Annotated in this window: 10 protein-coding genes and 1 pseudogene; 6 read left to right on the top strand and 5 right to left on the bottom strand. The window is 63.0% G+C overall.

Going from position 1 to position 12,074, the window contains the following annotated elements; all coding sequences use genetic code 11:
* Positions 1-41 precede the first annotated feature (41 nt).
* The 4 genes from cobT to QNO18_RS10715 form a co-directional block, all read right to left on the bottom strand.
* Complete coding sequence (gene cobT / locus QNO18_RS10700; RefSeq protein ID WP_283177657.1) at positions 42-1,910, bottom strand: cobaltochelatase subunit CobT; 1,869 nt, start codon at positions 1,908-1,910, stop codon at positions 42-44.
* 203 nt (positions 1,911-2,113) lie between these two features.
* Positions 2,114-3,088: a cobaltochelatase subunit CobS gene (gene cobS / locus QNO18_RS10705; protein ID WP_283177658.1), complete on the bottom strand. Its 975-nt coding sequence runs from the start codon at positions 3,086-3,088 to the stop codon at positions 2,114-2,116.
* A 189-nt stretch (positions 3,089-3,277) separates the two neighbouring features.
* Positions 3,278-3,727: a hypothetical protein gene (locus QNO18_RS10710; protein ID WP_283177659.1), complete on the bottom strand. Its 450-nt coding sequence runs from the start codon at positions 3,725-3,727 to the stop codon at positions 3,278-3,280.
* A gap of 93 nt (positions 3,728-3,820) precedes the next feature.
* On the bottom strand, positions 3,821-4,456 hold the full coding sequence (locus QNO18_RS10715; RefSeq protein WP_198837482.1) for a J domain-containing protein: 636 nt from the start codon (positions 4,454-4,456) through the stop codon (positions 3,821-3,823).
* Positions 4,457-4,542: 86 nt separating this feature from the next.
* On the opposite strand from QNO18_RS10715, the gene QNO18_RS10720 reads away from it, so the two are divergent.
* The 4 genes and pseudogenes from QNO18_RS10720 to pepN all read left to right on the top strand — a co-directional run bounded on the left by QNO18_RS10720 (position 4,543) and on the right by pepN (position 8,867).
* Positions 4,543-4,794 (top strand): BolA family protein, encoded by a 252-nt coding sequence (locus QNO18_RS10720; RefSeq protein WP_283177660.1) that lies wholly within the window; start codon positions 4,543-4,545, stop codon positions 4,792-4,794.
* An 84-nt stretch (positions 4,795-4,878) separates the two neighbouring features.
* Positions 4,879-5,346 (top strand): SRPBCC family protein, encoded by a 468-nt coding sequence (locus QNO18_RS10725; RefSeq protein ID WP_283177661.1) that lies wholly within the window; start codon positions 4,879-4,881, stop codon positions 5,344-5,346.
* Between the two features lie 295 nt (positions 5,347-5,641).
* Positions 5,642-6,133: an NUDIX hydrolase gene (locus QNO18_RS10730; RefSeq protein WP_283177662.1), complete on the top strand. Its 492-nt coding sequence runs from the start codon at positions 5,642-5,644 to the stop codon at positions 6,131-6,133.
* Between the two features lie 199 nt (positions 6,134-6,332).
* Positions 6,333-8,867: pseudogene (pepN, locus tag QNO18_RS10735) on the top strand (aminopeptidase N).
* Positions 8,868-8,963: 96 nt separating this feature from the next.
* On the opposite strand, the gene QNO18_RS10740 reads toward pepN, so the two are convergent.
* Positions 8,964-9,596: a transglycosylase SLT domain-containing protein gene (locus tag QNO18_RS10740; RefSeq protein ID WP_283177663.1), complete on the bottom strand. Its 633-nt coding sequence runs from the start codon at positions 9,594-9,596 to the stop codon at positions 8,964-8,966.
* A 383-nt stretch (positions 9,597-9,979) separates the two neighbouring features.
* Between QNO18_RS10740 and gatB the strand changes: the two genes are divergently transcribed.
* Together gatB and QNO18_RS10750 are read left to right on the top strand one after the other, a co-directional pair.
* Positions 9,980-11,491 (top strand): Asp-tRNA(Asn)/Glu-tRNA(Gln) amidotransferase subunit GatB, encoded by a 1,512-nt coding sequence (gene gatB, locus QNO18_RS10745; RefSeq protein WP_198837489.1) that lies wholly within the window; start codon positions 9,980-9,982, stop codon positions 11,489-11,491.
* A 189-nt stretch (positions 11,492-11,680) separates the two neighbouring features.
* On the top strand, positions 11,681-11,995 hold the full coding sequence (locus QNO18_RS10750) for a multidrug efflux SMR transporter (RefSeq protein WP_283177664.1): 315 nt from the start codon (positions 11,681-11,683) through the stop codon (positions 11,993-11,995).
* Positions 11,996-12,074 lie beyond the last annotated feature (79 nt).

Below are 12,074 nucleotides of genomic sequence, written 5' to 3' on the forward strand. Positions count from 1 at the left end.
ATCCCGGGGGAGTCCCGGAACGGGACGGGGGCAGCGCCCCCTTACCCGGTTTTCCGCATCCCCGCCCGTTTGGCAGCGCGCGGATCCTTGTCAAACAGCCCCGCCAGCTGCTCGGTCATCGCGCCCGCCAGCTGCTCGACATCGGTGATGGTGACCGCGCGCTGATAATAGCGCGTCACATCATGGCCGATCCCGATCGCGATCAGCTCCACCGCACGGCGTTTTTCCACCATCGCGATCACATCGCGCAGATGTTTCTCGAGGAAACTCGCCGGGTTCACCGACAGGGTCGAATCGTCAACCGGCGCGCCATCCGAGATCACCATCAGGATCCGCCGTGCCTCGGGCCGCGCCAGCATCCGGCGATGCGCCCATTCCAGCGCCTCGCCGTCGATGTTTTCCTTAAGCAAGCCCTCTTTCATCATCAGGCCGAGGTTCGGGCGTACCCGACGCCAGGGCGCATCGGCACTTTTATAGATGATATGGCGCAAATCATTAAGCCGGCCCGGCTGCTGCGGACGACCCTCGGCGAGCCATTTCTCACGGCTCTGGCCACCTTTCCAGGCGCGGGTGGTGAAACCGAGGATCTCGGTCTTGACCTGGCAGCGCTCCAGCGTGCGGGCAAGAACATCGGCGCAGATCGCCGCGATCGAGATCGGCCGGCCGCGCATCGATCCCGAATTGTCGATCAGCAGCGTCACCACCGTGTCGCGGAACTCGGTATCTTTTTCCCATTTGAACGAAAGCGGCGTGGTCGGGTTCGCGACAACCCGTGCAAGCCGCCCGGCATCCAGCACGCCTTCTTCGAGATCAAAGAGCCAGGAGCGGTTCTGCTGCGCCTGCAGACGCCGCTGCAATTTGTTCGCCAGCCGCCCCACCGCGCCTTTCAGCGGGTCAAGCTGCTGATCGAGATAGGCCCGGAGGCGCTCCAGCTCTGCTGGTTCCGCCAGTTCTTCGGCGCGGATCTCTTCGTCAAACTGGGTCGTGTAGACGGTGTAATTCGGATCGGCATCGGAATGAGGGGCGGGAAGCGGCGGCTCCAGCGGCGCCTCGCCCTCGGGCATCTCGGTCTCATCGCCAAGCTCCATCTCGGCATTGTCGTCCATCTGGACCTGAGCCTGAGATTCGTCCTGCTGTTCTTCCTGGGACCGCTCGGGCGAGGCCTCTGCCTCTTCACCCTGCTCCTCTTCACCGTCCTGTTGATCGGGGCTGTCCTGATCCTCTTCGGCCTCGTCGCCGGCCTCGTCGTCATCGGGGCGATCCGGGTCATCGCCCAGCTGATCGCCATAGCCGAGATCCTGGATCACCTGGCGCGCCAGCCGCGCGAAGGCCGACTGATCCGAGAGCACCTCATCGAGGCTCCCCAGCGTACCGCCGGCCTGTTCCTCGATAAAGCCGCGCCAGAGATTCATCACGTTATCGGCGCCGCCCGGCAATTTCCGCCCGGTGGCAAGCGCGCGGACCAGGTAGCCCGCCGCGACCGGCAAAGGTGCATCCTGGGCCGAAGCGATCTGCGAATAGCCCTTGCGATCCGCTTCCTGACCGATCTTCGCATCGATATTGGTGGCCGTGCCCGGCATCACCCGGGCGCCCATCGCCTCGCAGCGCGCTGTCTCCATCGCCTCGTAAATATCGCGGGCCAGCTGTCCGACCGGCGCATATTTCGACGCGGTCTTCTCATCATGAAACTTGCGCCGCATCGCGAAAGCATCCGCCGTGCCACGGGCGAGCATTACCTCATCCCGCGTCATACGCCGCGAAACCTGCGGCAGCCGGACGCCATCGCGGTTCATGCCGGGCGGGTCGACCGAATAAGAGACGGTCATCTCCGGATCGTCGGCCAGCACTTTCGTGGCCTCGGCAAGGGCTTTTTTAAACGGATCGGCGGGATTATCGGCGGGTTTGCTCATGGATGGACCCTGTCACCGGCGCGGGTGGAGATGCAAGGAAAATACCGCAGACCGGGGAGGGGGGCTGTCTGCCCCCCGGTCCGCTGCACGGCCCTCCCCCGAGGATATTTAAGGACAGATGAAAGAGGCTTTCTTTTCACTTGTCTTGAAATATCCCCGGGGGAGGCCGAAGGCCGCGGGGGCAGGCAGCCCCCCGTCTTTTCTTACTTCATCGCCATAGAGGCAGCGGATTCCGGCAGCTCTTCATTGAAGCAGCGCTGGTAGAATTCGGCAACGGTCTGGCGCTCCAGCTCATCGCATTTGTTCAGGAAGGAAAGCCGGAATGCATAGCCCACATTGCGGAAGATCTGCGCGTTCTGGGCCCAGTTCAGCACGGTACGCGGCGACATCACGGTCGAGAGATCACCGTTCATGAAGGCAGTACGGGTGAGGTCGGCCACTGTCACCATCTGGCTCATGGTTTTACGGCCCTCGGCCGTGTTGTAATGCGGGTTTTTCGCCAGGACGATGGCGGTTTCCGCATCATGTGACAGGTAATTCAGCGTGGCGACCAGCGACCAGCGGTCCATCTGGGCCTGGTTGATCTGCTGCACCCCGTGATAGAGGCCGGTGGTATCGCCAAGGCCCACCGTATTCGCGGTTGCGAACAGGCGGAAGGACGGATGCGGCGTGATGATCTCATTCTGATCGAGCAGCGTCAGCTTGCCGTCATGCTCCAAAACACGCTGGATCACGAACATCACATCGGCGCGGCCGGCATCATATTCGTCGAACACAATCGCCACCGGGTTGCGCAGGGCCCAGGGCAGGATGCCCTCCTGGAATTTCGTGACCTGACGTCCGTCTTCCAGCTTGATCGCATCCTTACCGATCAGGTCGATCCGGCTGATATGGCTGTCGAGGTTGACGCGCACACAGGGCCAGTTCAGCCGCGCGGCGACCTGTTCGATATGGGTCGATTTCCCGGTGCCGTGATAGCCTTGGATCATCACCCGGCGATTATAGGCAAAGCCTGCCAGAATCGCGAGCGTGGTATCGGGGTCGAATTTATAGGTGCTGTCGATCTCGGGCACGCGATCTGTACGATCGGCGAAGCCTTTGACCCGCATATCGGTATCGATGCCGAACACCTCGCGGACAGAGATTTCTTCGGTCGGCTTGATCGCATTCTCGGGCATGGTTACGTCCAGATTTCGGGCAAATTTCAGGCGGTCCCGAGTTCATGGAACATTACGCACAGACGTGCAAGAGCGGCTTTGGTCGGGAGACTTGTAACCGGCATTGGGGCAAGCGTCAGCGGTGATGGCCCAGGCGTCAGCTCTGCAAACCCCGCCAGCGGAGGATGGAAGATGGGCGCCGGCCTTTTCTCAGCCTGGCGTAGCGCGGTTTCTGTCTGCCGGGCACCACTCACAGATCGCAACGGCGGCAATCAGCACGAGCAGCGACAGGCTTTCATAGTACAGGAGCGACGCCGCCGCCTTCGGCAACGCAATCAGCAGTTCAATCATGGCGGTGGGCAGCGATGGCGCAAGTTTCGCGCCAATCTGGCCCATCCCGCTCAGCGGCGCGGTAAGATGATCGAAGCTCAGCCCCGCGATCATGGCGCTGACGCCGTAAACCGGGACAATGAGCGTCGAAGCGATCTTCGGCCACCAGCCGGACCGCCGCCAGAGTGGGGTGAAAAGCGCCGCGGCAACTGCCGCGAAGCCAATCAGAAACCAGGGCGTCGAGGTGAGGCCAAGCAAGTGCATAGTCCGCGCTGGTTCTTCCGAAAAGGCGACGCCAATCGCCAGCGCAAGCAAGGTCGCCAGCGCCATGACCGCAGCATTCTGCTTTCGGCTCATTCTGTCTGCCCGTCCTTGTTTGGCTTGCGGCCGCAAAAGCCTGTGGCGATGGCTTTCAACTCTGCCTCAGTCGCGGAAATGCCGGCTGTCCTTGATCTGATCCCAGGCCCAGACCACCTCTTGCAGCATCTCTTCCTGGCTGCGGTCTCCGCCATTCATATCCGGGTGAAGAACCTTGATCAGGCCTTTGTATTGCTTGCGGATTTCCGTTTTGGTCATGGTGTCGCGGCTGTCGAGGATCTCCAGTGCCTTCCTCTCGGTCGGCGGCAATTTGCGCGTGGCGCCGGTCGAGGCGGTCGAGGGCGCCGAACGGGTGCCCTTCTCGCCAAGGATCTCCAGCGGGTCATTCACCCCCATCCGGGCCCAGGCATTGCCGTCATCCTTTTTGGAAAACGGTTTGGTCTCACGTTCCCAGAGCCGGTCTTTCTCGACGATGCGTCTGAATTCCTCATCCGAGGTGCCGTCAAAGAAATTCCACTTCAGGTTGTATTCGCGAATATGGTCCTTACAGAACCAGAAAAATTCGTCGAGCTGCTCACGCGATTTCGGGGCACGGAACTCGCCGCCTCTGTCGCAATCAGGGTAGTCACAGCGATGCGTCGAGGTTGCAGCCGCAGAGACACCGGCGCGGCGACCGGCGGATTTACGCTTCTTATCCGTGGAAACACGGAGATCGAATTCGAATGGGTTCTTACTGACCATTGGATAGAGGGCCTTATGCTGCCTTTCCGACTCGGGCGGCCAAGTTTAGGTGATTTAGCGGCGGATTGAAGAGGGGGTGGGCGAAAATGCCTGTGATTGACGAAATCGAGTCAAAGCTGCGCGCGGCTTTCGCGCCGGATGAGCTGGAGGTGCTGAATGAAAGCCATCGCCATGCCGGGCATTCCGGCGATGATGGCACCGGCGAGACGCATTTCGCGGTGCGCATCCGCGCCGGTGTTTTCGCGCCGATGAGCCGGATCGCCAGGCATCGCGCGGTGCTGGCGGCGCTTGACGATATTCCGGGGCGTATCCACGCGCTGGCGCTGGATATCGGCTGAAACCGGCTTACCGGCCGGGGACCACTGCTGCCCCGGCTGCGAATATGCGAGGCTTTTTCCACACAGATTTGCAGGGAGGATACCATGCAGTTCAATCCCGGGACCGATCTGCGGATCGAGCGCCGCTTTCAGGCCGCGCCCGACCGCATCTGGCGCTGTCTGACCGAGCCCGCCCTGATCGAGGCCTGGTTCGCCCCACGCCCCGTTGTCACCCGCGATGTCAGCCTGGATCTGCGGCCGGGCGGTTCTTTCCGTTCGGTGATGGATGTGCCGGGGCAGGGCGAGATGCCGGGTCATGGCTGCGTGCTTGAGGTGGTTCCCGGACGACGTCTCGTCTGGACCGATCTGATGCGCGGCGGCTGGCATCCGAATGATGGCAGCTTTGGCTTTACCGCAGTGATGGAGGTGCTGCCCGACGGTGCGGGCTCGCTTTACCGCGCCAATGCGCTGCACCGCACAGCGGCGCAAAAGGCAGAGCATGAGAAAATGGGCTTTCACGACGGCTGGGGCGCGGCCGCCGATCAGCTGGGAGCGCTTGCGCTGACGCTTTGATCCCCGGCGGTGACAGCCCGGGGATGACAGGGAGACAACAGGGGCTGGCCGCGTCTGACCTGACGTCTGGCATGGCGCGCGGGGCGCGGATCGCCACAAGCACCGCATCCCCTGCCGCCACAGCGCCGCAGCCTTATCGGCTGCCATCATAACGTTCGTTACAACGGCCCGCGTCAGCAGATCGCGGTATCGCGGTTTTCGCGCGGCTCTGCCATGGACTTCCCCCCTGATTCTGCCGCCATTCTGCCAGGCCGGGCAGCGTCTGGCAGGGGTGCAGCTGAAGGAGCGTTTCACCATGACCCGGATCCAGCCTCCCGCTTCAACCCCGCGCCTGGCCGCGCTGGCCGTGGTGGTGCATGAGGGCAGGGTGCTGCTGGTGCGGCGCCGGAACCCGCCTGACCAGGGGCTCTGGGGCTATCCCGGCGGCAAGGTGGAGTTCGGCGAGCGCGTCTGCGACGCGGCCCTGCGCGAGCTGGCCGAGGAAACCGGGATCATCGCGGCGGTCACCCGCCAGCTGCCCGGGCTTGATATCATCGGGCCGGTCCGCGCGGGCGCAGAGGCGCCGGTGCCCGCGCGCGCAGAGGCGGCAGAGGACGCCGCATGGCATTATTTCCTCGTCCCGGTGATCTGCCGCTACCTCTCGGGCGAGGTGCTGGCGGCGGATGATGCCGAAGAGGCCGCCTGGTTCCCCTGTGATACCGTGCTCGCCCGCGCCCTTCCGATGAGCGCTGATGTCGATGCGGTTCTGCGGGCAGCGCTTCACAAGGCAGAGATCGTCGCCCCCTGAGCCGCTGCCAGAGCGGAACCCTGGCCTGAACTCCGCGCCGCCCCCTTGTAACCGCCGGGGCGCGGGTCCAGGTATTCATCTATAAGGAAAGGGAAATCGCCATGACCGCCGATCATTCCAGCCCCGACGAAGCCCCCGTCGCCGGGACCTCCCCGCAGGTGCCGTTTCGGGCAGGGCCCATGACCCGCGCACCGTCTGGCTGGCCGATTACCGCCCCTTCAGCCATCTGATCGACCGGGTCGGGCTGACCTTCCAGCTTGCGCCGAAATCCACGAAAGTTGCAGCAAAGCTGCATCTGCGCCCCAATCCCGAGGCGAAGGGCCGCCATGTGCTGCGGCTTGACGGCGAAGATCTGCGGCTGATCTCGCTGCGCCTTGACGGCGCGCTGCTGGATCTGACCCCGGACGAGACCGGGCTGACCATTCCCGCCGACCTTCTGCCCGATGGCCCTTCACGCTGGAAACGCTGGTCGAGATCGATCCGGCCTCGAATACCGCGCTTGAGGGGCTTTACATGTCGAACGGCATGTATTGCACGCAATGCGAGGCCCAGGGCTTTCGCAAGATCACCTTCTACCCCGACCGTCCCGATGTGATGGCGCGGTTCCATGTCCGCATCGAAAGCGATCTGCCGGTGCTTTTGTCCAACGGCAATCCGGCGGGGCGCGGCGGGTCCTGGGCGGAGTGGGATGACCCCTGGCCCAAACCCGCCTATCTTTTTGCGCTGGTGGCCGGTGATCTCGTGGCGCATCACGACAGCTTCACAACGCGGTCAGGCCGCGCCATCGATCTGGAGATCTGGGTCCGTCCGGGCGATGAAAATCGCTGTGCCTGGGCGATGGACAGCCTGATCCGGTCGATGAAATGGGACGAAGAGGTTTACCGGCGCGAATATGATCTCGACGTTTTCAACATCGTTGCCGTCGATGATTTCAACATGGGCGCGATGGAAAATAAGGGGCTGAACATCTTCAACTCCAAATTCGTGCTGGCCAGCCCGAGACCGCCACCGATGACGATTTCGCCCGGATCGAGGCGATCATTGCGCATGAATATTTCCACAACTGGACCGGCAATCGTATCACCTGCCGCGACTGGTTCCAGCTTTGCCTGAAAGAGGGGCTGACGGTTTTCCGCGATCAGCAATTCTCGGGTGATATGCGGTCTCATGCGGTGAAACGGATCGAGGATGTGGCGCTGCTCCGCGCCCGGCAGTTCCGCGAGGATCAGGGGCCGCTGGCGCATCCGGTGCGGCCCGAAAGCTTTGTCGAGATCAACAATTTCTACACTGCCACCGTCTATGAAAAAGGCGCCGAGCTGATCGGAATGCTGAAAACCCTGGTCGGCGATGCCGCCTGGGATCAGGCGCTTGATCTTTATTTCACCCGCCATGACGGCGATGCCGCGACGATCGAGGATTGGCTGAAGGTTTTTGAGGATGTGACCGGCCGCGATCTGAGCCAGTTCGCCCGCTGGTATCACGAGGCGGGCACGCCACGCCTGAACCTCTGCGAAAGCTTTGAGAACGGGCGCTATACGCTGACCTTCCGCCAGCAAACTCCGGCGACGCCCGGCCAGGCACAGAAGACGTCAAAGGTGATCCGATTGCGGTCGGGCTCCTCGCGCCGGACGGGTCCGAGGTGGTGCCGACCCGGGTGCTCGAGATGACAGATGCCGGGCAATCCTTCACATTCGACGGGCTTGCGGCGCGCCCGGTGGCCTCTGTGTTGCGCGGGTTCTCGGCGCCCGTGGTTCTGGAGCGCGAGACCACTGCGTCCGAGCGCGCCTTCCTGCTCGCGCATGACAGTGACCTCTTCAACCGCTACGAGGCGGGCCGCTCGCTCGCACGCGAGATGCTGACTGATATGGTGCGCGGCAAAGATGATCTGCTGGCCGGCTGGATCCAGGCTCTGGTGCCGCTGATCCGCGATCAGGGGCTGGATCCTGCCTTCCGCGCGCTTTTGCTGCGCCTGCCGGGCGAGGATGATCTGGCCCAGGCGCTGCATGATCAGGGTATCGACCCCGATCCCGACGCGATCCGGGCCGCCCGCCGCGACGCCGTGAAGGCGCTGGCCGTGGCCCTCAAAGCTGACCTGCCCGGGCTGATCCGGGGGCTCGCCGATACCGGCCCCTTCATCCCCGACGCCGCCGGCGCGGGGCGGCGGGCGCTGACCAATGCGTTGCTTGCGTTTTTGTCGCGTATAGAGGACGGAGCGGCCGCGAGGTCGGCCTTTGCCGCCGCCAGCAATATGACCGCAAGCATCGGCGCGCTGGCGGCGCTTCTGGACATTGGCGCGGGCCAGGCGGAACTGGCGGCCTTCGCGACCCGCTGGTCCGACGACCGCAATGTCATGGACAAATGGTTCTCGCTGCAGATCAGCTGCGCCGCACCGGAGCGGGTGGCGGCGCTGGTTGATGAGCTGACACAGCGACCGGATTTCGACCTGAAGAACCCCAATCGCTTCCGCGCGGTGTTCGGCGCCTTTGCGGCCAATCACGCGGGCTTCCACCGCGCCGATGGCGCGGGCTACCGGCTACTGGCGGACTGGCTTTTGCAGCTGGACCCGCTGAACCCGCAGACGGCGGCCCGCATGTCGACCGCTTTCGAGACCTGGCCGCGCTATGACGCGACGCGCCAGGGCCTGATCCGCGCTGCGCTGAGCCGCATCCTCGCCACGCCCGGCCTCAGCCGCGATCTGTCGGAAATGGCCGGTCGGATGCTTGCTGCCGGGTAAGGGCTGGCGTTCAGAGTGCTGATACGCAAAACGGCAAGGGGCCGCTTTCATTTCCGCGCCAGCACGGCCCGGGTTTCAGCGCCAGCACGGCCCGGGTCAGAGTTTCGCCGACCCCGAGCACCAGGGCTGAGCCGAGGTCCAGGCAGCCATCTCGGCGCGTTTTTCGGATTTGCGGAACGGGCCCCAGTCGCGGCCAATGCCCTGATTGCCTGCACCGGCAACAACCCCGTCCCGCGCCACGGCTTTCGAGAAGATCTCGACCGCACAGCTCAGGTTCTCGCCACCATCTTTAAGCGCCGAAACCGATTGCGCGTCACAGCCATGCGAGGCGGCCGTGCGCGGCGAGATCTGCATCAGCCCGATATAGCGCCCGCCACCGCCCGAAGCTTTCGGGTTCCAGGTGCTTTCATGTTTCGCAACCGCATGCATCAGCCCGACCCAGAAGGCGCGGCGTTGTTCGACCGATGCCGATTTATAGGCCGGGCACCAGGTTGCGATATCAGAGGGCACGCGCGCCGAAAGCTCGGAATCCTTCTGGGACACGGCCGCCAGGGCCTCATAGGTCCATTCCTTTGATCCGGAATAGCGCTCCCAGCCCATTTGCGAGGTGGCGATGAAACTCTCGGAGGGAACTGCTTTGGTTCTGCCACCGGCCTGAACGCAGGCGCTCAGAGACAGGGCAACCGTTACTGCCGCAAGGGCACGCAGACCCAGCCTGGAGATTTTCATACTTCTTGCCTTTTATGGCCTCGGGACAATGCCGAAAGGGCGAGCCGGATAACAGGCAAACCGCAGGAATCGACGGTGCGGCAATAAGCGGCTAAGCCCGGAAACGCAAAGTTCTGTGCGAAAAACCGGCGGGATCCCGCCACTCCGCCTGGCGGGATCCCGCCCGAAGCCGCGTTCTGCTGCCCTTTTTCCCCTCATTTGGCCCGGGATCTCAGCCTGGCTTTGCTGCGCGAGAGCCGATCCGCTCGGGGCCAGCCGGGTCTTGCCCCCGGCCCGCGCGCGCCCTAAACACCATCGGGACCGCTCAACGGGGTGCTTTCCGGCCTCCCGCAGCGCGTGATTCTGTCAACTGACCCGATCCCGACCTGCCGCAGAGGTGGACTATGCTCGATCTGACCTATACGCCCCCCGTTCCGAAAGTCATCGCCGGTGCGAAACATGACTGGGAACTGGTGATCGGGATGGAGATCCATGCCCAGGTCGCCTCGAATTCCAAGCTGTTCTCGGGCGCCTCAACCACTTTCGGTGCCGAGCCGAACACCAATGTCAGCTTTGTTGACTGCGCGATGCCGGGCATGCTGCCGGTGATCAATGAATTCTGCGTCGAACAGGCGGTCCGCACCGGGCTGGGCCTCAAGGCCGAAATCAACCTGCGCTCGGCCTTTGACCGCAAGAACTACTTCTACCCCGACCTGCCGCAGGGCTATCAGATCAGCCAGCTCTATCATCCGATCGTGGGCGAGGGCGAAGTTCTGGTCGAAATGGGCCCGGGCGTGGCCCGCCTGGTGCGGATTGAACGCATCCATCTTGAACAGGATGCCGGCAAGTCGATCCATGACATCGACCCGAACCTGAGCTTTGTCGATTTCAACCGCACCGGTGTCGCGCTGATGGAGATCGTCTCGCGCCCGGATATCCGCGGGCCGGAGGAAGCCGCAGCCTATGTCGCAAAGATGCGCCAGATCCTGCGCTATCTCGGCACCTGTGACGGCAATATGCAAAACGGCAATCTGCGGGCCGATGTCAACGTCTCGGTCTGCCGCCCCGGCCAGTATGAGAAATACCAGGCGAGCCAGGATTTCAGCCATCTCGGCACGCGCTGCGAGCTGAAGAACATGAACTCCATGCGCTTCATCCAGGCTGCGATTGATTTCGAGGCCCGCCGCCAGATCGCCATTCTCGAGGATGGTGGCGAGGTGGTGCAGGAAACCCGGCTCTACGATCCGGACAAGAACGAGACCCGCTCGATGCGCTCGAAAGAAGAGGCGCATGATTACCGCTATTTCCCATGCCCCGACCTTCTGCCGCTGGAGATCGAACAGGCCTGGGTCGACGGGATCGCGGAATCGATGCCGGAACTTCCCGATGCCAAAAAGGCGCGGTTCATGTCGGATTACGGGCTGACCGATTACGACGCGAGCGTCCTGACGGCGGAGCTGGAAAATGCCAGCTATTTCGACGCGGTCGCCAAGGGCAGGGATGGCAAGCTCTCGGCCAATTGGGTGATCAATGAGCTGTTTGGCCGGCTGAAAAAGGAAGGCCAGGAGATCGGCGAAAGCCCGGTCTCGGCGGCGCAGCTTGGCGGTATTGTCGATCTGATTTCCGCGAATGTGATTTCGGGCAAGATCGCCAAGGATCTGTTCGAGATCGTCTGGACCGAGGGCGGCGACCCGGCGGTTCTGGTCGAGGACCGCGGCATGAAGCAGGTGACGGACACCGGCGCTATCGAGGCGGCGGTCGATCAGATCATCGCTGAAAACCCCGCCCAGGTTGAAAAAGCCAAACAGAACCCGAAACTTGCGGGCTGGTTCGTAGGCCAGGTTATGAAGGCCACCGGCGGCAAGGCGGCCCCCGGTGCGGTCAACGATCTGGTGATGAAAAAGCTCGGCCTCTGAGGCACGGCCAAAGGGTGGTTGCCTTCGGGCAACAGAAAACAGACAGGCTCCGGCATGGCTTGACCGCCCCGGGGCCTGTGTTAATTTTCAGCCCAGGGGTGTGAAACCGTCGCTCCGATGGCATGGGGACGACCCCGTTGCCTCAGGTTCTGCCCGGGACGGCCCGGCTCTTCTGGAGGCATGGCCGTAATGGCATGGATTTTTCTGATTGTTGCCGGGGTGCTCGAGGTTCTCTGGGCCTATAGCATGAAGCTCTCGGATGGGTTTACGAAGCTTTGGCCCAGCGTCATCACGCTGGTGGCGATGGTGTTCAGCTTCGGGCTTTTGTCACTGGCGATGCGGGTGCTGCCTCTGGGCACCGCCTATACGATCTGGACCGGGATCGGTGCGGTCGGGGCTTTTGTGGTCGGGATCATATTCCTGCACGAGCCGGCGACGGCGCTGCGTATTCTTGCCGCCTGTATGATCGTTGGGGGGCTGGTCCTGATGAAGCTGTCCTCCTGACCCCGGCAACGAGTTGACATTCTACCATCACCTGGGGGGCGCTGATGCGCGCCCCACAACATAGGCTGCCTGATGCGGT

This window comes from Gemmobacter sp. 24YEA27 (assembly GCF_030052995.1).
Lineage (GTDB): Bacteria > Pseudomonadota > Alphaproteobacteria > Rhodobacterales > Rhodobacteraceae > Pseudogemmobacter.